The sequence below is a fragment of the Pseudomonas kermanshahensis genome, from assembly GCF_014269205.2.
In the GTDB taxonomy this organism is placed as follows: domain Bacteria; phylum Pseudomonadota; class Gammaproteobacteria; order Pseudomonadales; family Pseudomonadaceae; genus Aquipseudomonas; species Aquipseudomonas kermanshahensis.
Window position 1 is genome coordinate 409,577 of sequence record NZ_JABWRY020000001.1, and the last position, 21,294, is coordinate 430,870.

The following is a 21,294-nucleotide window of genomic DNA, read 5'->3' on the forward strand; positions in this document are numbered from 1 at the left end:
GTTTTTTCGTTTCAGCCAGCTCAGGCGTAATGCTTGGCCGGGCTGTCTTCCACCAGTTCCAACGCGGCATCGTTGTCGGCACTGATCTTGTTGTACAGCGCGGCATCGGTTGCCAGGACCTTCTCGCGAGCGGGGAAGATTTCCTTGAGCTTGGCAGCCCAGGCACCTTTGGCCTGCTCGGGGAAGCAACGCTCGATCAGTTCCAGCATGATCGAAACGGTTACCGAAGCGCCCGGCGATGCGCCGAGCAGTGCGGCCAGGCTGCCGTCCTGGGCCGAGACCAGCTCGGTACCGAACTGCAGAATGCCGCCTTTTTTCGGGTCTTTCTTGATGATTTGCACGCGTTGGCCGGCCACTTCCAGGCGCCAGTCTTCGGCTTTGGCTTGCGGGTAGAAGCGGCGCAGCGATTCCAGGCGCTGTTCCATCGACTGCATCACTTCGCTGACCAGGTACTTGGTCAGGTCCATGTTGTCGCGGGCCACGGCCAGCATCGGGCCGATGTTACCCATGCGCACCGACAGTGGCAGGTCCATCAGCGAACCATGCTTGAGGAACTTGGTGGTAAAGCCGGCGTACGGGCCGAACAGCAGCGAGGTCTTGCCGTCTACCACGCGGGTGTCCAGGTGCGGCACCGACATCGGTGGCGCGCCGACCGCCGCCTGGCTGTAAACCTTGGCCTGGTGCTGTTTGACGATTTCCGGGTTGTCGCAACGCAGCCACTGGCCGCTGACCGGGAAGCCGCCGAAGCCTTTGCTCTCGGGGATGCCCGACAGTTGCAGCAGCGGCAGGGCCGCGCCACCGGCACCGAGGAACACGAAGCGCGCGTCGACTTCACGGCTGCCGCCGCTGTTGACGTCCTTGATGCTCACGGTCCAGCCGTTGCCGTTACGGCGCAGGCCGACGACTTTCTTGCTGTACTTGACCTGCGCGTCGGGCGAGTCGCCCAGCAGCTTGAGCAGCTTGTTGGTCAGTGCGCCGAAGTTGACGTCGGTGCCTTTCGCCACGCGGGTGGCGGCGATGTGCTGGTCGGCCGGGCGGCCGGGCATCATCAACGGCATCCAGTCGCTCATCACGGCCTTGTCTTCGGTGTATTCCATCTCGGAGAAGGCGTGATGCTGCTTGAGCAGCTCGAAGCGCTTCTTGAGGAAGGAAACACCCTTGTCACCTTCGACGTAGCTCAGGTGCGGGACAGGGTTGATGAAGGCACGCGCCGAGCCGAAGTTACCCTTCTTGCTCAGGTAAGCCCAGAACTGGCGCGAGACCTCGAACTGGGTATTGATGTGCACGGCCTTCTTGATGTCGATGCTGCCATCGGCGGCCTGGGGCGTGTAGTTAAGCTCGCACAGGCCAGCGTGGCCGGTACCTGCGTTGTTCCAGGGGTTGGAGCTTTCCGCGGCCCCGGAGTCCATCGCCTCGACGACCTCCAGCTTGAGGGTCGGGTCGAGCTCCTTGAGCAGTACGGCCAGGGTGGCACTCATGATGCCCGCGCCTACCAGTACTACATCAACCGATTCGTTCTGCGCCATTTAACGCGTCTCCACAATCTACAGCTACCTAATTGACAGCATAGGATCCCTGGGTTCGCCAGGATCGCCATGTCCGACTTTTCGCAGTTCTTGCAACTTCCGCGGACACCGCCAATCAGTCTTCGGGTTCGGGTATTGAACCCCGATTGCCACGGGTGCGGCAATTCGACTTATGGTCAAGGTGTCGTGCGTGCGTTATGGAACGGCCTCAGACACTCATCCGGGATGAGCGCAGTTGCCGCCTGTTCAGGGCTGTTCGGGACACATCTGCCGCTTTTGCACATGCCAGACTGTTCATTTGCTCGCCACACTCTCGTGAAGTTGTGAAAACCGTTTTTTCACGCTCTTTTGGAGACGTGAACCTCAAAAGGGGACTGCGCGATGGCAACCCACAGGTTCATGCAGTGCGAAGGGCCGGAAAAGCAGGCACGACAGCCGATGCAAGACCTGAGTGGAAGGCTCTCTGTGGGCGAAGCGGTGAAGGTGCCGGGGTCAAGCGGCAAATGCGGGGCCCGATCAGGAGACGTCCTTATAATCGGGGGGAGATTATAGCGATGTCGAAGGCAGAAAGGTCGTTATTCGTGGTTTTTATTGCAGCGTTTGTCAGGCCGGCAGGCTGTGCTGATGCCAACGGGTGTTTGCGCGGGCGCAAACCCGGGCGCTGGCGGGCAGTTGGCGGCTGGCTGCAACCGGCAATATAAAGCCGGCTACCGCTGCGTACTGCTTTTTCTTGTGGCTTGCCGCTTGTAGGTTGCCGCTAGGTATACTGTGCGCCTTAGCCGCATTTTCTGGAGAAACGCGCATGTTGCAACGTCTGTTGTTCGGTTTGATCGCGGTGGCCAGCCTCAGCCTGGTCGGATGTGCCCACAGCCCGCAACAACTCAGCCCGCAGCCCAAGCTCACCGCCCAGCTCGCACCTGTCGGCCACGGTCAGCCGGTGGTGGTCAAGGTGGTTGATGGCCGGGCTTCGCAGTCCCTGGGCACGCGCGGTGGCATGTACCCCGAGACCAGCACCATCAGTGTCAGTGGCAATGATGTGCTGCCCAAGCTGCAGGCCCAGGCCGAAGCCGCTGTGCGCCTGCTCGGTTTCACCCCGACGGCGAATGCCTACAATGCCCCGCAGTTGACCGTGACCCTGGCTGAGCTTAAGTACCAGTCGCCCAAGGACAACCTGTACGTGACCGAGGCCACCATCGGTGCCACCTTCCGTGCCGACGTGGCCAACGCCAACCGCCGTTACAGCGGCCGTTACGGTGCTTCGCTGGACCAGCGTTTTGGCATGGCGCCGAACCAGGAAACCAACACCAAGCTGGTCAGCGACGTGCTGAGCGACGCCCTGACCCGCCTGTTCAAAGACCCGACCATCGGGCAAGTACTGGGCGAATAAGCGTTCAGCCCTGCTAAAACAAACCCGCTGCCTGGCTGACAGGCAGCGGGTTTGTTTTTTTGGGGGGGCTTCAGGCCGCCTGGATGTGGAAGTCCAGCAGGCTGAAACCGGTAGCCACATCCACCTCCGGCAAGTCCTGATGCGCGTGCCCACCCAGCGCGCAATAGACCAACCACTGGCGGTCCTGCACATTGATGGCAAAACCGTCGATCAACGCCTGCTGTTCGTCGCTCTGGGCTACGAGATAGAGGCGGTCCTGGTTTTCGGCATGCAGCATGAACGAGCTCCGGATCGGGAAAAGGCCGACAGCGTGGCCTGTTCTGATGACGAACCTGTGACAGATGAAATTTAGTGACACTTTGTCGCCGAGCCCGAGCGCCCACGCCGGACTTGGGTAAAATGCCGGCCTTTGCCGTCCTTCAAACCGAGGTTGTGTAATGTCGTTGCAAGTGCTCTGGGGGTTTCTGGCCGCCCATCCCACCAAGCTGATCAACCTGCTGGCGTTGCTGATGACGTGCCCCGGCGGGATGCTGCTGCACAGCGCACGGCGGCGCGAGGCTGTCACGCGGGAAAGCCTGGCGGTGGATGAGGGGGTAGTGGATGCGTTTGACCTGAGGGTGCCGCGTTACTTCTATATTCTCGGCTTTTCGTGCCTGGCCATGGCGCTGCTGCTGTCCTGGTTCAGTACCTGGCTGTAAAGCCTTGGGGCTGCAAAGCAGCCCCGGGTTGATCAGGCAACTGGCGTTTGCTGCTTGACCTGGTACTGGTTGCGCACCGGCGTCGCGTATTGCAACACCAGGTACGGCCGCTGTTCTTCAGGGCAAGCCTCCAAGCGACGCTGCCATTCTTCCTTGGCACGCTCCAGCTCTTCGCCTGGGAACACCTTCTCGGCGCTCGGCACTTGCAGTGCCTCATCCTTCTCGTCCCACATCGCGTAGGCCAGGTAGTGCACCGGGAACAACCGGTAGCCACCGAGGACCTGCCGGTCAATTTCGGCTGCCAGCTGCTTGGTGTCCTCGAAGTACTCGGTCACCGGCGCGGCAAAGTTGATGTGCACCCGGCCCTTGTAGCCAGTGATGCCTTTGGCGATGCTGTTGTCGTCCTCGCCCGGCGCCTTCTTGTAGGTGCCGGTGGTGGCGCGGATGTACAGCTCGCGGGCCTTGGCCTGGTCGCAGGGGTCGTACTCGTAGCTGATCGAAACCGGCGTCAGGTTCAGGCTCTGAATGACCGCGCCGAACGGCTCGTCCTTGCGGCTCATGTGGAACATCTTGAGGATCGCCGAGTCGGTACGGTCGTCGCCGTCCTTGGCGCGGCCTTCGGCCTGGGCGATCCAGATCGATGCGCCATCGTTGCGGATCGAGTGGTTGATGTAGGCCGAGAGCAGCTGGTAAGCCGCCAGCTTCTCGCGACGACCGCTGAGCGAGCGGTGCACGATGAAGCTCTTGTTCAGGCGCATCATGTCGCTGACGAAGGGTTTTTGCAGCAGGTTGTCACCGATGGCGATGCGCGGGGTCGGCAGGCCGGCGTGGTACACGGCGTAGTTGACGAAGGCCGGGTCCATGACGATGTCGCGGTGGTTAGCCAGGAACAAGTACGCGGTGCCGGCCTTGAGTTGCTCGACGCCCGAATAGGTAACGCCGTCGGTGGCGCGCTCGATGGTCTGGTCGACGTAGTATTCGACTTTGTCCTGCAAGGTCGACACGCAGGTAACGCCGGCGAATTCCTTGCGCAGGCGGCGGGCGATCAGTGGCTTGAGCAGCCAGCCGAGTGGGGCGGCAGCACGCGGGAAGCGGAAGTGGGTGAGGATATCGAGGAATGCCGGGTCGCTGAGCAGGCGTGCCAACACGGCAGGGACCTCAGCGTCGTCGTACGGTCGGATGGCATCGAATTCGCCCATCATGCTCTCTTGTTGGAAACGGCTAGGGTAATAGGTAGGGACGGGGTTCGAAAAACGGCTCGAACACGCGCAGGCCCTGTAATCAGACCGGCAATTATACGCATAAGTCACCGTGGAGGCCGCGATGCTAGAAACCGACTCCTATCATTGCCCGTATTGTGGCGAACGGGTGGAAACCACTGTCGATATCTCCGCTGGCGACCAGGTCTACATCGAGGATTGCCAGGTCTGTTGCAAGCCTGTGGTGATGATCCTGCAGGTGCACGATGACGAATGGATGCTTGATGTCAGACGCGAGGACGATGCCTGATGCAACGGATCTACGAACCGGAAAGCCTGCTGGAGGCTGAAATGCTGGTGGGCATGCTGGCCAGTGAGGGCATCTCGGTGCACCTGGTCGGCCGCGACCTGGTGGGTGCTGCCGGTGAGCTGCCGATGCAGGGTTTGCTGGGGCTTGCCGTGCCCGACGAGCAGGCCGAGTACGCACGGCAGCTGATCGATGCGTACAATGATGCCCAGCCACTGGTTGGTGACGAACCGGAGAGCTATCCCGGTACCTTGATCTGCTAGGTAAAAAATTCGCCCATGTGTGGACGTTACGCCCTGTTTCGCTGGCCCCAGGCCCTTGCCAGTCTGCCGGGCTTTCCCGTCGGCCAGCCGGCACAATGGAATATTTCGCCCGGTGCGTCGGTGTTGATCCAGCGCCAGGTCGACGGCGAGCATGGCTTGGCCAAGGCACGCTGGGGCCTGACGCCAGCCTGGCTCACTGACCTTTCCCGCACGCCTGCCCATGCCCGAGCAGAAACCCTTGCCGAACAGCCGATGTTCCGCGAAGCGTTTCGCCAGCGCCGCTGCCTGATGCCGGCCAATGGCTTTTATGAATGGCGCGGTACGGTGCGCAAACGCCCCTACTGGCTGACCCCAGGGGAGGGGTCGTCACTGTATTTTGCGGCGGTGTGGGAGGCCTATCCGGTGCAGGACCAGGTTTGGCTGAGCTGCGCGGTGGTGACCCAGGCCGCCATGAACCAGCGCCGGCCGTTGATTCTGGACGAGGCGGGGCAGGCGGCCTGGCTGGACCCTGATACGCCGATCACACGCCTGCAGGAGCTGCTTGCCAGCCCCCCGGCTACGCTACGTGAGCGGGCATTGGCAAACTTCGTCAATGACCCGAAACTGGATGCACCGGAGTGCCTGACACCGGCCTGACGCCGGCCAGGCAGCGGGGCCGTGCAGCCGGTAAAATTCTTCCCTGCGGCTATGGCGGGTCCAGGCGACTAAGCCTAGGATACGCCGCATGTAAAAGGGAGTGTTTTCATGCGTAAGTCATTTGTTGTCAGTGTGTTGAGTGCCGGTATCCTGCTGGCAGGCTGCCAGGCGGTGAATACCACCAGCGGCGGAGCCGTCGGTGTCGAGCGCAAGCAGTACATGTTCAGCATGCTCTCGACCGATGAGGTCAACCAGATGTACGCCCAGTCCTATCAGCAGACCCTCGGTGAGGCGTCGAACAAGGGCGTGCTGGACAAGTCCAGTGCCGATGCCAAGCGCGTGCAAGTCATCGCTGACCGGTTGATCGCCCAGGCGCCGAAGTTTCGCCCGGATGCCGCCCAGTGGAACTGGGAAGTCAACGTGATCAAGAGCGACGAGCTCAACGCCAACTGTGGCCCTGGCGGCAAGATCATCGTTTACACCGGCCTGATCGACCAACTCAAGCTGACCGATGCCGAGATTGCTGCGGTGGTCGGTCACGAGATCGCCCACGCCCTGCGTGAGCACAGCCGTGAAGCCATGTCCAAGGCCTATGGTGTGGAAATGGCCCGTCAGGGTGCAGGTGCCATCTTCGGCCTGGGCCAAAGCAGCATGGCCATGGCCGACACCGTGGTGAACTACGCCATGACCTTGCCCAACAGCCGTGCCAATGAGAACGAGGCGGACCTGATCGGCCTAGAGTTGTCGGCACGTGCCGGTTATGACCCGAATGCCGCGATCACCTTGTGGAACAAGATGAGCAAGGCTTCTGAAGGCGCGCCGCCTGAGTTCATGAGCACTCACCCGGCGTCCGAAAGCCGTATTGCCTCGTTGCAGGCAGCGATTCCGAAGGTGATGCCGCTGTATCAGGCTGCCAAGAAGTAATCTGCGTCCTGTAGGAGCAGCCTTGTGCTGCGAAGAGGCCGGTGACAGCGCCGAAGATCTACTGTGCTGTCACTGGCCTCTTCGCAGCGCAAGGCTGCTCCTACCGGTCAGTCTACCCAGCGACTATCAGCCTACCCAGCCACTGGCCTTCATCGCCGAGTACACGGCCACCACCGCCAGCACGAAGAACGCGGTAGCCGCCAGTCGGCGAATCAGGGTCAACGGCAGTTTGTCTGCCGCAAAGTTACCCGCCAATACCACCGGCACGTTGGCAATCAGCATGCCCAGCGTGGTGCCGATGATGACCATGATCAGGTGCGGGTATTGCGCGGCAAGCATGACTGTCGCCACCTGGGTCTTGTCACCGATCTCGGCGAGGAAAAACGCAATCAGCGTGGTGAGGAACGGGCCGAAGCGGCGCGCCGGGTTTTCATCGTCATCCATCTTGTCCGGCACCAGCGTCCACAGCGCCGTGGCAGTGAAGCTGGCGGCCAGGATCCAGTGCAGCGCCGAGTCGCTGAAGAACCCGCCGACCCACGCACCCACGGCGCCCGCGGCGGCATGGTTGGCCAGGGTAGCGGCGATGATGCCGGCGATGATCGGCCAAGGCTTGCGGAAGCGAGCGGCGAGAATGAGCGCGAGCAGTTGCGTCTTGTCGCCGATTTCGGCGAGGGCAACGATGGCGGTGGGGACCAGCAGGGATTCCAGCATCAGGTTTCCTACGGGGGCGGGTCGACACGGCTATGACACGTACAGCCTTCCCGCCCCGGGTAAGGTGTGCGTGTCATAGGTCTTGTCAAACCGCGGATCCGTCTGTGCGGATCTCTCTATGCAGGCTCTGCATAGTGGGTCGCACGCGCCATGGCCTGTGGGCCAAGTATGTTGACGCGTGCCGGGCGAGCTGGGTGCTCGCGGGAGACTACTCCCCTAGGACGGTGCGGATTCTGCCTAGCCGAAGCGGTTTCGGCAAGCGCTGTTTTTAACCGCGTGTTGCCTGGTAGATCCGGAAACCGTCCGCCTCGGCGCGTACCTGGCAGTTACCCAAGGCCCCTTCGATCAGTGGCTGGTAGCGCAGGAAGCTATTGGCGACAAGGCGCATTTCGCCGCCTTTTCGCAGATGAACGCCGGATTTTTTCAGCAAATTCTCTGAAGCCTGGTAATTGGTGTGCACGCCGGTATGAAACGGCGGATTGCTCAGGATCACGCTCAGGTCGGCAGGGGCCGCGTCGATGCCATCACCGCTGATCACTTCACCTTCCAGGCCGTTGGCGGCCAATGTCAGGCGGCTGGCTGCCACGGCAAACGCGTCCACGTCGAGCAGGGTCAGCCGGCTTTGCGGGTAGCGGCGTTTCACCGTGGCGCCCAGCACCCCGGCACCGCAACCGAAGTCCAGCACATGCCCGCTTGGCAGGCCATCCAGGTGCTTGAGCAGCAGGGCGCTGCCGCGGTCGAGGCGGCCGTGGCTGAACACGCCCGGCAGGCTGACCACTTGCAGTGGGCCATCCTCGAGGTCGAGTTCGAAGCGCTCGGCCAGGCTTTCCAGCGGCGTGGCCGCTGGCGCGTGGTCAACGGTCACCTGCCACAACTGGCAATGCCGGGCGCTGTCGAGCTTGCGCGGTTTGCCAAAAGCCTGCAGTTGCTTCGCCGCGCCTTCGATGCCGCCGCGTTTCTCGCCGACCAGGTACAGCTCGCGCCCGGCCAGGCGCGAGGCCAGCGCATTGAGCAGGTAGGCGGCCAGCTCGCGGGACTTGGGTAGGAACAGCACGGCGCTGTCGAAGGCCACCGGGGGGGCTTCGACACCGTAATGGCTACGGCCAGCGAAGCGGCCCTCGAGCATGGCCTGGTCACCGGCATGCCAGGTCCAGCCATGTGCCATGGGCAGGTGGCCGAGCAGGTCGTCGGCGGGCGCGCCGGCGAGCAGCAGCGGGCCTTGGAACAGGTCCGCCTGGCGGAGCAACACTTCACTGCGCGGGTCCATGGACGACGCCTCCTGTAAAAAAAGTCGCGCAGTGTAGCAGAGGCTAACGCTGCGCTCAGCTGACCACGCGGCGTGGCTGACCGGCGAAATAGGCCTGGGCATTCTCGCTGAGCTGGCCGACGATGCGCTGGCGCGACTCCACTGCGCCCCAGGCACTGTGCGGGGTGATGATCAGGCGCGGGATATCGCCTGCCAGCAGCGGGTTGCCGTCGACCGGTGGCTCGACGCTCAGCACGTCAGTAGCGGCGCCACCCAGGTGGCCTTGGCGCAGGGCGTCGGCCAGAGCCTGTTCGTCGATCAAGCCACCCCGTGCGGTATTCACCACCAGGGCGCCGGGCTTGAGCAAGGCCAGCTCACGGGCCCCGATCATGTGCCGGGTATGCTCGTTCAACGGGCAATGCAGGGTCAGCGCGTCCACTTGCGGCAGCAGGTCTTCCAGGGGCATTCGGTCGGCGCGCTCCGGGCGGCCGGGGATCTGCCCGCTCAAGACGCGCATGCCGAAGGCTTCGGCCAGGCGCGCCACTGCGCCGCCCAGTTCGCCATGGCCGAGCAGGCCGAGGGTCTTGCCCTCCAGCTCGACGATGGGGAAGTCCAGCAGGCAGAACTGGCTGGCCTTGGCCCATTGGCCGTCGGCCACTGCTTGGTTGTAGTCGCACAGCCGCGTGGCCAAGGCCAGCAGCAGGGCGAGGGTATGCTGGGCCACCGACGGCGTGCCGTAACCCTGGCAGTTGCACACGGTGATGCCTTGGGCGCGGGCCGCCGCCAGGTCGACATTGTTGGTGCCGGTGGCGGCCACCAGGATCAGCTCGAGCTGCGGGTTGGCGGCAAGGGTCGCGGCATCCAGCATGACCTTGTTGCTGATTACCGCAACGGCGCCCTGCAGGCGTTCGGCGACCTGCTCCGGACGGGTGGCGGCAAACAGCTCGAATGCGTCGAACTGGTCCCGCAAAGGGGACAGGTCAAGGTCACCCAAGTCCAGTGACTGGTGATCGAGAAACACGGCGCGACGCGGGCTGGGCATGGGGTTCTCCGGTGGCAGGACGGGAAATGGGCCATCAACTTCGGGGCACTGTCCGAAGCGGTTCAGCGCAGTGTCTAGCCCGCGGTTACCGCGCGTCAACGCCTGCCACTCATACCTTGCCGGTCCAAATCATTCCTTCGGCTGATTTGACCGTCACATTCAGCTACTACAGTAGATCCAGACTTGTCCGGCCCGTTTTTCAGAAAAGGGATACCCATGTTGCAGACCCGCATCATCAAACCCGCCGAAGGCGCCTACGCCTACCCCCTGCTGATCAAACGCCTGCTGATGTCCGGCAGCCGCTACGAGAAAACCCGCGAGATCGTCTATCGCGATCAGCTGCGCCTGACTTATCCACAGCTCAACGAGCGTATCGCGCGCCTGGCCAATGTCCTGACAGAGGCCGGGGTCAAGGCCGGTGACACGGTGGCGGTGATGGACTGGGACAGCCATCGCTACCTGGAATGCATGTTCGCCATCCCGATGATCGGCGCGGTGGTGCACACCATCAACGTGCGCCTGTCGCCAGAACAAATCCTCTACACCATGAACCACGCCGAAGACCGCGTGGTGTTGGTCAACAGCGACTTTGTCGGCCTTTACCAAGCGATTGCCGGGCAGTTGACCACCGTTGACAAGACCTTGCTGCTGACCGACGGCCCGGACAAGACCGCCGAGCTGCCCAACCTGGTGGGCGAGTACGAGCAGTTGCTCGCCGCCGCCAGCCCGCGCTATGACTTCCCGGATTTCGACGAAAACTCGGTGGCCACCACCTTCTACACCACCGGCACCACCGGCAACCCAAAAGGGGTGTACTTCACCCATCGCCAGCTGGTGCTGCATACCCTGGCCGAAACGTCGGTCACTGGCAGTATCGACAGCGTGCGCCTGATTGGTAGCGATGATGTGTACATGCCCATTACCCCGATGTTCCACGTGCATGCCTGGGGCATCCCCTACGCCGCCACCATGCTGGGCATGAAGCAGGTGTACCCGGGGCGTTACGAGCCCGACATGCTGGTCAAGCTGTGGCGTGAAGAGCAGGTCACCTTCTCCCATTGCGTGCCGACCATCCTGCAGATGTTGCTCAATTGCCCGACCGCCCAGGGCCAGGACTTCGCAGGCTGGAAGATCATCATCGGCGGCAGCGCGCTCAATCGCTCGCTGTATCAGGCGGCCCTGGCGCGTGGCATCCAGCTGACTGCCGCGTACGGCATGTCCGAGACCTGCCCGCTGATCTCGGCAGCGCACCTGAACGATGAACTGCAGGCGGGCAGCGAGGACGAGCGTGTCACCTATCGGATCAAGGCCGGTGTGCCGGTGCCGTTGGTCGAGGCGGCAATCGTCGACGGCGAGGGCAATTTCCTCCCGGCCGATGGCGAGACCCAGGGCGAACTGGTACTGCGCGCGCCCTGGCTGACCATGGGTTACTTCAAGGAGGCGCAAAAGAGCGAGGAGTTGTGGCAGGGCGGCTGGCTGCACACCGGTGATGTCGCGACCCTCGACGGCATGGGCTACATCGATATCCGCGATCGCATCAAGGACGTGATCAAGACGGGCGGTGAGTGGATATCCTCGCTCGACCTCGAAGACTTGATCAGCCGTCATTCGGCCGTGCGCGAAGTGGCGGTGGTGGGGATCGCCGACCCGCAGTGGGGCGAGCGGCCGTTTGCCCTGTTGGTGGTACGTGATGGGCAGGCCATCGATGCCAAGTCACTCAAGGACCACCTCAAGCCTTTTGTTGAAGAAGGGCACATCAATAAATGGGCGATTCCAAGCCAGATTGCCGTTGTTACTGAAATTCCCAAGACCAGTGTTGGCAAACTCGACAAGAAACGCATCCGCCAGGACATCGTCCAGTGGCAGGCCAGTAACAGTGCGTTCCTTTCTACCCTGTAACCCCCGTGCGGGTGGTGGACGACAGAACACGACCCGCAGGCTAGAGAGCTCGGCGCCTTGCCAAACAGGAAAAATGCGCCATGCTTCAGCACGGCCAGCACGTAACCCGAAAAACCTCGTAGCGAGTTGGCGGCACGGAGCGCAAATCACACTTTAGAGGGATCAAGCGCCTGTGCCTTGCTGGCTATAGTCGAGGCCAGGAGATTTTCAGAAATGGGGGAGGGCGACACGCGCAAGCCGTGTCGCCGCAGGTGCAAACCTGCACACCGGTCCCACGGACCGTTTCTGAAAGGACTCACTGCCATAACAAAAAAGTACATGGAGTAGCGTCGATGAAATCTGCAAACCTGTTCTGGCGCCGGGCCAAGTTGCCCTTGGCCGTCAGCCTTGCTTCCACGCTCGCAAGTCCTGCTTTCGCTGTCAGTTTCAACATAGGTGAAATCGAAGGGCAGTTCGACTCGTCGCTCTCCGTTGGCGCCAGCTGGTCGACCGCCAGCCCGAACAAGAACCTGATCGGGGTCAACAATGGCGGCAAGGGGCTATCGCAGACCTCCGATGACGGCCACCTCAACTTCAAGCGTGGCGAGACCTTCTCCAAGATCTTCAAGGGCATCCACGACCTGGAGCTCAAGTACGGCGACACCGGGGTGTTCGTGCGTGGCAAGTACTGGTACGACTTCGAACTCAAGGACGAAAGCCGCCAGTTCAAGGACATCAGCGACTCCAACCGCAAGGAAGGCGCCAAGTCGTCCGGCGCCGAACTGCTCGATGCGTTCGTCTACCACAACTATTCGATTGGCGACATGCCAGGCTCGGTGCGCCTGGGCAAGCAGGTTGTCAGCTGGGGTGAGAGTACCTTCATCGGCGGTGGTATCAACTCGATCAACCCGATCGACGTGTCCGCGTTCCGCCGCCCTGGGGCCGAGATCAAGGAAGGCCTGATCCCGGTCAACATGTTCTACATCTCCCAGAGCCTGACCGACAACCTGTCGGCCGAGGCCTTCTACCAGATCGAATGGGACCAGACCGTCGTCGACAACTGCGGCACGTTCTTCTCGCAGCCGGACATCATTGCCGACGGCTGTACCGACAACCTGCGCGTGCTCAACAGCAGCCGCACAGTACCGGGCGCGGCCCAGCAGTTCCTCGCCACCCAGGGCGTTAACATCAACGAGGAAGGCGTGATGGTGCGCCGCGGGGCCGACCGTGATGCGCGTGACAGCGGCCAGTTCGGTGTGGCGCTGCGCTACATGTTCGACCCGCTGGACACCGAGTTCGGTGCCTACTTCATGAACTACCACAGCCGTGCGCCGATCTTCAGCGCCACCGGTGCCCCGCCCTCCGTGTTCGCTGGCCTGAGTGCCCTGCCGGCACAGTTGCGCGCGCTGGCACCGCTGATCGTGGCCGGTAACTCCGAGTACTTCGTCGAGTACCCTGAGGACATCCGCCTGTACGGCCTGAGCTTCTCCACCACGCTGCCTACCGGTACCGCCTGGAGTGGTGAAGTCAGCTACCGCCCCAACGCGCCTGTGCAGCTCAATACCACCGACATCCTGTTCTCGGGTGTGCGCCCGATTGGTGGCGCCCTGAGCAACGCTTCGCTGCTCTCCGGTACCCCTGGCCAAGACCTGCACGGCTACCGTCGCAAGGAAATCACCCAGTTCCAGACCACCCTGACGCACTTCTTCGACCAGGTGATGGGCGCCAGCCGCATGACCGTGGTGGGCGAGGTGGGGGTTACCCATGTCGGCGGCCTGGAAAACGCCCACGAAACCCGCTACGGCCGCGACCCGGTATTCGGCCCCGGCCCACTGCCAGCCACAGGTGGCGCGGACACCTGCCAGGCGCTCAACGCCAGCACCATCGCAGGCGCGGGTGCCGGTGCATCGACCACCAACCTGAATCGCAAGTGCGAGAACGACGGCTACACCACCAGCACCTCCTGGGGTTACCGCGGTCGGGTCATCTGGGACTACAACGACGTCTTCGCCGGGGTCAACCTCAAGCCGAGCGTGGCCTGGTCGCATGACGTTTCCGGCTACTCGCCCGGCCCTGGCGCCAACTTTGAAGAAGGCCGCAAGGCCGTCAGCCTGGGCCTGGACGCCGAGTACCAGAACACCTACACGGCGAGCCTGTCGTACACCAACTTCTTCGACGGCAAGTACAGCACCGTGGATGACCGCGACTTCGTCGCCCTCAGCTTCGGCGTGAACTTCTAAGAATACTGATCCAGGACGACACGACATGAACAAGACCAGAAGTCTGCTGCAAGCCGGTGTGCTGGGCCTGTCCCTGCTGGCGACCAGTGTCATGGCAGCGGTGTCTGCCGATGAGGCGGCCAAGCTGGGCAGCACCCTGACCCCGATGGGTGCCGAAAAGGCCGGTAACGCCGATGGCTCGATCAGTGCTTGGCAACCGCTGTCGAAATCAGCGGGCAGCGTCGATGCCAAGGGGTTCCTTTCCGACCCGTATGGCAGTGAAAAGCCGCTGTTCACCATCACCGCGCAGAATGTCGACCAGTACAAGGACAAACTCTCGCCGGGCCAGGTGGCAATGTTCAAGCGCTACCCGGACACCTTCAAGATCCCGGTGTTCAAGACCCACCGCGGCTCCACTGTACCTGCTGACGTGTTCGCCGCCATCAAGAAAAACGCCACCCAGACCACACTGGTGGAAGGCGGCAACGGCTTGAACAACTTCGATACGGCGGTGCCGTTCCCGATCCCGAAAAGCGGCCTGGAAGTGATCTGGAACCACATCACACGCTACCGAGGGGGCAGTGTCAGCCGCCTGGTTACTCAGGCTACGCCACAGCAGAACGGCTCTTTCAACCCGGTGTACTTCTCCGACCAGTTCGTCTTCCGCGACAAGATGAAGGATTACGACGCAAGCAACCCGGGTAATATCCTGTTCTACTTCAAGCAGGAAGTGACCGCGCCCGCTCGCCTGGCCGGGACCGTGCTGCTGGTGCACGAAACCCTCGACCAGGTGAAGGAGCCGCGCAAGGCGTGGATCTACAACGCCGGCCAGCGTCGTGTACGGCAGGCTCCGCAAGTGTCGTACGACGGCCCCGGTACCGCTGCCGACGGCCTGCGTACCTCGGACAACCTGGACATGTTCAACGGTGCGCCAGACCGTTACGACTGGAAGCTGGAAGGCAAGAAGGAACTGTACATCGCCTCCAACGCCTTCAAGCTGGATGACCCCAAGCTGAAGTACACCGACATCATCAAGGCCGGGCACATCAACCAAGACTTGTCGCGCTACGAGCTGCGCCGCGTCTGGCACGTGGTCGCAACCCTCAAGCCGGGCCAGCGGCACATCTACGCCAAGCGTGACTTCTACATCGATGAAGACACCTGGCAGGCCGCAGTGATCGACCAGTACGACGGCCGTGGCCAGCTGTGGCGCGTTTCCGAAGCCCATTCCCAGCCGTACTACAACAAAGAGGTGCCTTGGTACACCCTGGAAACCATCTACGACCTGCAGTCGGGTCGTTATTTGGCGCTGGGCATGAAGAACGAAGAGAAGCGTGCCTACGACTTCGGCTTCAGTGCCAGCAAGGCTGATTTCCAGCCCGCGGCCCTGCGCCAGGCAGGTGTACGTTAATCTGAAAGCCTTCCACTCCTGTGATCCCCAGAACGTCCCGGCTTGCCCGGGACGTTTTTTTATCCTGCTCCGGCGATGGTTTCAGGGCAAACACAAGCCCTGTAGGAGCAGCCTTGTGCTGCGAAGAGGCCATTGCAGCCGAAGATAATCTCTAGCCTTATCGGCCTCTTCGCAGCACAAGGCTGCTCCTACCGGTACTGCACTGGCCTTGAAAGCTACGCAATCCCTGTGGGCGCGGGCAATAAATCTGCTGAATACCTAACCAAACCCCCGCTCCAGCCCCTGTCCATCAGGGTTGTTGCTTTTTGTCGTAGTCTTTTACAGGCCTATTGTGCCCATCATCTTCAAATGCGCTGCATTACCCGCTAGTCTCGCAAACATCCGTACCGCCGTTGTCTTCCCTTCAGAACGAGCCGGCCATGACAGATCTGTCCCGTACGCATGGATTCGCCAGCCAGGCCCTAGGCCTGCTGGACGGGCGTTTCTTCCGGCCGCCGCTGCCGGACGGCCATGTGCCGCGTACGCGGTTGTGTCAGCGTTTGCACGCCGGCCTCAATGGGCGGTTGCTGCTGGTCAACGCACCGGCGGGCTTTGGCAAGAGCTCGCTGGCCATCGAGTTCTGCGAATCCCTGCCGGAGCACTGGCGTAGCCTTTGGCTTGGCCTGAGCCAGCGCGATGCCGACCCTGGCCGTTTTCTCGAACGGCTGCTCGAAGGCCTGCAGCAGTACTGCCCTGCATTGGGTGGCCAAGCCATGGGCCTGCTGAAAATGCGCCAGCGCCACCAGCCCTTCGCGTTCGAGGAGTGGATCGACGGCCTGCTCGATGAACTCGCCCAATACCTGCAAGCCGATACGCCTCTGCTGTTGGTGCTGGACGATTACCATTTGGCCCAAGGGCCCGTACTCGACCGCTGCCTGCAGTTTTTCCTCAATCACTTGCCCAGTGGCCTGGTGCTGTTGATCACCAGCCGCCAGCGCCCAGACTGGCACCTGGCGCGCCTGCGCCTGTCGCGGCAACTGGTCGAACTCAACGAGCAAGAGCTGCGGCTGACACCCGACGAGTCACTGGCGGTAATCGGCCGCCAACCCACCGGCTTGCGCGGCCAGGCGCTGGATAACCTGATCCAGCGCAGTGACGGCTGGGTGGCCGGGCTGCGCTTCTGGCAACTGGCCGCCAGCGAGTCCGGTGATGAGCAGGCCTTGCCCCACGCACTGCACGGTGGCGAGGGGTTGATACGCGACTACTTGCTGGAAGAAGTCATCGAGATCCTGCCGGCCGACGTGCAGGCCTTTCTCTACGACACGGCGTGCCAGGAGCGCTTCTGTGCCCAGCTTTGCGATGCCCTGCGCGACCGCCAGGACAGCGCCGATATCCTGCGCTTCCTGCAGGCCCATCAAGTGTTTCTGGTACCCCTGGACGAGCACGGCCACTGGTTTCGTTACCATCACCTGTTCTCCGACCTGCTGCGAAGCCGCCAGGCCAGCGAACCGCCAGCGCGCCTGCACCTGCGGGCGTGCCGCTGGTTCGAAGCCCAGGGTTTGCTGGACGAGGCGGTTGAGCAGGCGCTGCGCGCCGGCCACCTCGACGTGGCGGCCGGCCTGGTGCAGAGCCTCTCCGAGGAGCAACTGCTGGCCGAGCAGAACGTTGGCATGTTGCTGCGCTGGAAGATGGACCTGCCCGACAGCTTGCTGATCAGCACGCCGCGCCTGATCGTGCTGTACAGCTGGGCGTTGGGGCTGGCGTGCCAGCTGGATGCGGCCGAAGAACTGGCAAGCTACCTCAGCCGTTTTCTGCCTGCACCCTCGGCGACCGCACAGAAGTCCATGCTGGCCCAATGGCTGGCCCTAAGTGGGGTGATCGCGCGGGGGCGGGGGGATCGCGCGCGTACCCTGGCCTACTGTGGCGAAGCCTTGCAAAGCTTGCCGTGCAAGCGCTACGGCCAGCGCCTGGTGTGCCTGTCGACACTGTCCAACCTGGCCATTACCGATGCCGACTTCTGGCATGCACGCGGCTGGAACCGCGAAGCCCTGGAGCTGGCCCAGCGCGTCGGCAACCCGCTGTTCGAAGCCCTGGCTCATTACGATCGAGCACGGGTGCTGCATGCCCGGGGTGAAGTGTTGCGGGCGCTGGACGAAGTGCGCCAGGGCCTGCAGCGCCTTCAGGGGCTGTCGGGGCAGCGGTTGTACGCGGTCCGGGCCAGGCTGACGCTCTATGAGGGTTACCTGCTGGTGTCGCGCCTGCAATCAGCCCAAGGCCGTGCGCGCTTGCGTGCGGGGCTTGGCGAAGCGCGTGCTTGCCGAGACATCAGCGTGCTGATCGGCCACTGCGTCATTGCCACGCTCGATGGCCGCGAGGGCCACTTCGCCGAAGCGTTCGCCGAGCTGGCCGAGGCGGAGCGGCTGATGCACATCTGGGATGTTCCACCGATCTATTACCTGGCCATGATTACCCTAGTGAAGTGCGAACTGTGGTTGGCACAGGGGCGCACCGATCTTGCCGAATCCTGGTTGCTGCGGCTGGGGCAGACCTACGGTGGCGAGCAACCGGCAGCAGCGCCGGAGTTCCACCCGCTATTACCCCTGCATATCGAACTGCAGCAGGCATTGCTCGAGCGTATCCAGTTGCGCACCGAGGCGTCGGTTCAGCGCCTGTCAGGGCTGGTCGAACGTGGCGTGGCCAGTGGCGGCATGCTGCTGGCCGTCAGTGCACTGTGCCAGTGGCTCGCCCTGCTGCTCGCTGAAGGCCGAGACGCGCAGGCTGCCGGGCTGCTGCCAAAGGCACTCGAGGCCGCCCAAGGCGGTGTCCTGCAACCGTTCCAGCCCTTGCTCGAAAAACACCCGCAGTGGCTGCACGAGCAGCTTGCAGCGCGCTCGGCTTGCCCGGTCCAGGTCGAACTGCTCAAGCGCCTGCCTCCGTTACCTGCCGTTAGCAGTGGCAGTGGCGAGGCATTGAGTGGGCGGGAGCGGGCCGTGCTTGAGCTGATCGCCCAAGGCTGTTCCAACCAGCAGATCAGCGAACGGCTGTTCATCTCGCTGCACACCGTGAAGACCCATGCCAGCCATATCAACAGCAAACTGGGCGTCGAGCGCCGCACCCAGGCGGTGGCCAAAGCGAAGGCGCTGGGCCTGCTGGCCTGACAGTAGCCGCACCAGGGGTTTGCCCGCTAAAGTAATGGCTTGAGGCTATTACTGGGCCATTGTTTAGCGCGCCGCGTGCTCTATCCTCATCTTTCCCGGCCGGCTGCCGATACAGCATTCGGTGGTATGCATCGCCTTGCGCGATTTTTCAATCATCCCAATACAGGTCGTGTTGATGCTGCAGTACGGGCAAAAGAGCTTTCTGATCGTCGACGACTTTACCGACTTTCGTACGTCGACCCGTTCCATGTTGCGCGAACTGGGTGTGCGCGACGTGGACACGGCCGACAGCGGCGAGCAGGCGCTGCGCATGTGTGCGCAGAAGCGTTATGACTTCATCCTGCAGGATTTCCACCTGGGCGACGGCAAGAAGAACGGCCAGCAGGTGCTTGAGGACCTGATCCTCGACAAGCACATCAGCCATGAATGCGTGTTCATCATGGTGACCGCCGAGAGCAGCCAGGCCATCGTCCTCAGTGCCATCGAGCATGAGCCCGATGCCTACCTGACCAAGCCGTTCAACCGGGTGGGCCTGGCCCAGCGCGTCGAGAAGCTGTTCCAGCGCAAGACCTTGCTCAAGCCGATCCTCCAGGCGCTGGACCGCGGCCGCCCGGCCGAAGTGCTGGCAGCGTGTGCCGAGCTGTGCAAGAAGGACCCGCGTTTCGCGCCCCTGTGCCTGCGCTACCGCGCCGATGCCCTGCGCGGGCTCAATCGCTTCGACGAGCTGGAAAAGTTTCTCAAGGCCATTCTCGCCAGCCGCCCGCAGCCGTGGGTGTATTCGGCGCTGGGCAGCTTGATGCACAAGCGTGGCCAGAATGCCCAGGCCCAGGGTGTGTATGAACAGGCCCTGAAGGCCTTCCCGATCATGCCGGGCCTGTACGACGGTATGGCTGAAGTGCTGGTGGCGCAGGGCGAGACCAAGCGCGCCCAGAACATGCTGGAAGAGGCGGTGCGCCTGTCGCCGCTGTCGGTACGCCGGCAGTCCACGCTGGGCAAGCTGGCGCTGGGCAACGAAGATTTCGAAAGTGCCTCCAAGGCGTTCCGCCATGCCGTGAACCAGGGGCAGAGCTCGCGCTACAAGGATGCCGAGAACAACCTTGGCCTGGTTCAGGCGCTGATGAACAAGAACGCAGGTTTTGGCCTCGACGCCCGTACCCGCGTCGAGATCAACACCGTGCTCAGTGAAGTGGCCAAGGAATACCCTGAAGATCAGGGCTTGCAGGTACGCGCCCGCATGATGAAGGCCGCCAGCCTGCAGCAGGCCGGCGATGCCGAGACGGCCGCCAAGCTCACCGAGCAGGCCATGCAGCGTCTGGACAAGATGGAGCAGTTTTTCTCGGTCGATGCCGCGTTGACGGTGGCGGCTCAGCTGCAGGCGTCAGGGCAGGAAGCGGCCGCGCTCGGCGTGCTCAAAAGCTGCGTTGAAAGTTACGGCGACGACCCCAAAGTGATGCAGAGGGTGGCCAAGCTGACGGATGATCCGGCGGTGCTCAATGCGATCACCGAGGCCGTCACCCTCAACCGCCAGGGAGTGCGTAGTTACCAGGGAGGTCAGCTCGACGAAGCGCTGCAGTTGTTCCGCAAGGCCTTGGCCTTGCAACCCAAGAACATCAGCATCGCCCTCAACACCGCCCAGGCGCTGCTGCGCATCGGGGGGGATGACCCACAGCCTGCGATCATGCAGGAATGCCGCGACGCCTTGACCAGCGTGGCCGGTATCCCTGCCAGCGACAACCGCTATGACCGCTATGGCAAACTGCACATCCGAGTGTTCGGCGCATGAATCAAGACAATCAGGGGCTGGATTTTTCCACGGTGATCGCCTCCACCGTGCACGACCTCAAGAACTCCCTGTCCGCGCTGATTCAGTCCCATGACCAGTGGCTGGCGCGCTTACCTGAAGAGTTGCGCGGCGGCACCGAGCAAGGGGTGATGGAACATGAGTTCCGGCACCTCAACGGTATGCTGGTGCAACTGCTGGGGTTGTACAAACTGGGCGTGAACCAGCTGCCGGTATGCCCGGACTACCATGAGCTGGATGACTTCATCGAAGCCCAACTGGCGGCCCACCAAGAAGTGCTCAAGCACAACGACATCCTCGCCACCTGGCGCATCGACACCGACAACCCGCTGGGCTTCTTCGACCGAGAGCTGGTGGCATCGGTGATCGCCAACGTGATCACCAACGCCACCCGGTTTGCCGGGCATGCGTTGTTGATCAGCATCGAGGAAGAGGCGAATCAACTGGTCATCTGCGTCAACGATGACGGCCCGGGTTATCCACAGCGCATGCTCGAGCGCCAGGAAGAGTTCATCCAGGGCATCGATTCACACAGTGGCAGTACGGGCCTGGGCCTGTATTTCGCTGCGCGGATCGCGGCGCTGCATGAGAGCGATGGGGTGAGGGGGCGGATTGAAATTTCCAATGGCGGGGCGCTGGGGGGCGGGTTGTTCAGGTTGTTCTTGCCGTAAAACAGCATGGCAAGTGGGTGCAGGACACAATTCTGAGGCGCCTATGAGATCGAGCGCCGCCCGCGCGGCGCTTCGCAGCACAAGGCTGCTCCTACACCTGTTTCGGGCCAATTATTCCTGAGCCATTGGCGCGTGGCCCCTGACCGCCCACCTCAATATCGTGTCGAATCAACAAAGGCGGTCGCGCGCCAACATTACAGGCCTCACTGGCCCGAAACAGGTGTAGGAGCAGCCTTGT

General features: G+C 62.5%; 18 protein-coding genes and 1 riboswitch. Of the genes, 12 read left to right on the forward strand and 6 right to left on the reverse strand.

Annotation, left to right across the window (positions count from 1 at the left end; translation table 11 throughout):
* Positions 1-20: 20 nt before the first annotated feature.
* Positions 21-1,526, reverse strand: a complete 1,506-nt coding sequence (gene mqo, locus HU764_RS02000) for a malate dehydrogenase (quinone) (RefSeq protein WP_027594457.1) — start codon at positions 1,524-1,526, stop codon at positions 21-23.
* 802 nt (positions 1,527-2,328) lie between these two features.
* Between mqo and HU764_RS02005 the strand changes: the two genes are divergently transcribed.
* A complete protein-coding gene (locus HU764_RS02005; protein ID WP_085274100.1) occupies positions 2,329-2,913 on the forward strand; it encodes a YajG family lipoprotein in 585 nt (194 codons plus the stop codon).
* Positions 2,914-2,983: 70 nt separating this feature from the next.
* On the opposite strand, the gene HU764_RS02010 is transcribed toward HU764_RS02005, so the two are convergent.
* Positions 2,984-3,190 carry a hypothetical protein gene (locus HU764_RS02010; protein WP_027594455.1) on the reverse strand — a complete coding sequence of 69 codons (207 nt, stop codon included), beginning with the start codon at positions 3,188-3,190 and terminating at the stop codon, positions 2,984-2,986.
* A gap of 160 nt (positions 3,191-3,350) precedes the next feature.
* On the opposite strand from HU764_RS02010, the gene HU764_RS02015 reads away from it, so the two are divergent.
* Positions 3,351-3,611, forward strand: a complete 261-nt coding sequence (locus HU764_RS02015) for a hypothetical protein (RefSeq protein ID WP_099452911.1) — start codon at positions 3,351-3,353, stop codon at positions 3,609-3,611.
* Positions 3,612-3,643: 32 nt separating this feature from the next.
* Here HU764_RS02015 and HU764_RS02020 read toward each other — a convergent pair whose 3' ends face one another.
* A complete protein-coding gene (locus HU764_RS02020; RefSeq protein ID WP_186703617.1) occupies positions 3,644-4,813 on the reverse strand; it encodes a 1-acyl-sn-glycerol-3-phosphate acyltransferase in 1,170 nt (389 codons plus the stop codon).
* 121 nt (positions 4,814-4,934) lie between these two features.
* Between HU764_RS02020 and HU764_RS02025 the strand changes: the two genes are divergently transcribed.
* The 4 genes from HU764_RS02025 to HU764_RS02040 all read left to right on the forward strand — a co-directional run bounded on the left by HU764_RS02025 (position 4,935) and on the right by HU764_RS02040 (position 6,940).
* On the forward strand, positions 4,935-5,120 hold the full coding sequence (locus HU764_RS02025; protein WP_186681747.1) for a CPXCG motif-containing cysteine-rich protein: 186 nt from the start codon (positions 4,935-4,937) through the stop codon (positions 5,118-5,120).
* The gene (locus HU764_RS02030) at positions 5,120-5,380 is read left to right on the forward strand and encodes a putative signal transducing protein (RefSeq protein ID WP_027594451.1); all 261 of its coding nucleotides are present in this window, start codon (positions 5,120-5,122) and stop codon (positions 5,378-5,380) included. Before HU764_RS02025 ends, HU764_RS02030 begins: the two co-directional genes overlap by 1 nt.
* Before the next feature lie 15 nt (positions 5,381-5,395).
* Positions 5,396-6,016, forward strand: a complete 621-nt coding sequence (locus HU764_RS02035; RefSeq protein ID WP_085274099.1) for an SOS response-associated peptidase — start codon at positions 5,396-5,398, stop codon at positions 6,014-6,016.
* Positions 6,017-6,124: 108 nt separating this feature from the next.
* Entirely contained in the window at positions 6,125-6,940 is an 816-nt protein-coding gene (locus HU764_RS02040; RefSeq protein ID WP_027594449.1) for a M48 family metallopeptidase, read from the forward strand.
* A gap of 126 nt (positions 6,941-7,066) precedes the next feature.
* Here HU764_RS02040 and HU764_RS02045 read toward each other — a convergent pair whose 3' ends face one another.
* From HU764_RS02045 to HU764_RS02055, 3 genes are all read right to left on the reverse strand, one after another.
* The gene (locus HU764_RS02045) at positions 7,067-7,651 is read right to left on the reverse strand and encodes a TMEM165/GDT1 family protein (protein ID WP_027594448.1); all 585 of its coding nucleotides are present in this window, start codon (positions 7,649-7,651) and stop codon (positions 7,067-7,069) included.
* A 109-nt stretch (positions 7,652-7,760) separates the two neighbouring features.
* A riboswitch (yybP-ykoY riboswitch) is annotated at positions 7,761-7,880 on the reverse strand.
* A gap of 39 nt (positions 7,881-7,919) precedes the next feature.
* Positions 7,920-8,918, reverse strand: coding sequence for a class I SAM-dependent methyltransferase (locus HU764_RS02050; RefSeq protein WP_186681749.1), 999 nt, complete (start codon positions 8,916-8,918; stop codon positions 7,920-7,922).
* A gap of 55 nt (positions 8,919-8,973) precedes the next feature.
* Positions 8,974-9,939: a 2-hydroxyacid dehydrogenase gene (locus HU764_RS02055; protein WP_186703618.1), complete on the reverse strand. Its 966-nt coding sequence runs from the start codon at positions 9,937-9,939 to the stop codon at positions 8,974-8,976.
* 216 nt (positions 9,940-10,155) lie between these two features.
* On the opposite strand from HU764_RS02055, the gene HU764_RS02060 reads away from it, so the two are divergent.
* The 6 genes from HU764_RS02060 (at position 10,156) to HU764_RS02085 (ending at position 21,056) form a co-directional block, all read left to right on the forward strand.
* The gene (locus tag HU764_RS02060) at positions 10,156-11,838 is read left to right on the forward strand and encodes a fatty acid--CoA ligase (RefSeq protein WP_099428325.1); all 1,683 of its coding nucleotides are present in this window, start codon (positions 10,156-10,158) and stop codon (positions 11,836-11,838) included.
* A gap of 332 nt (positions 11,839-12,170) precedes the next feature.
* Complete coding sequence (locus HU764_RS02065; protein WP_027594444.1) at positions 12,171-14,057, forward strand: DUF1302 domain-containing protein; 1,887 nt, start codon at positions 12,171-12,173, stop codon at positions 14,055-14,057.
* A 25-nt stretch (positions 14,058-14,082) separates the two neighbouring features.
* Positions 14,083-15,447, forward strand: coding sequence for a DUF1329 domain-containing protein (locus HU764_RS02070; protein WP_099452916.1), 1,365 nt, complete (start codon positions 14,083-14,085; stop codon positions 15,445-15,447).
* A gap of 419 nt (positions 15,448-15,866) precedes the next feature.
* Positions 15,867-18,584, forward strand: coding sequence for a winged helix-turn-helix domain-containing protein (locus HU764_RS02075; protein WP_186703619.1), 2,718 nt, complete (start codon positions 15,867-15,869; stop codon positions 18,582-18,584).
* A gap of 175 nt (positions 18,585-18,759) precedes the next feature.
* Positions 18,760-20,367, forward strand: coding sequence for a tetratricopeptide repeat-containing response regulator (locus HU764_RS02080; RefSeq protein WP_027594441.1), 1,608 nt, complete (start codon positions 18,760-18,762; stop codon positions 20,365-20,367).
* Positions 20,364-21,056 (forward strand): sensor histidine kinase, encoded by a 693-nt coding sequence (locus tag HU764_RS02085; RefSeq protein WP_027594440.1) that lies wholly within the window; start codon positions 20,364-20,366, stop codon positions 21,054-21,056. The genes HU764_RS02080 and HU764_RS02085 overlap by 4 nt, the downstream gene beginning before the upstream one ends.
* Positions 21,057-21,294: the final 238 nt, after the last annotated feature.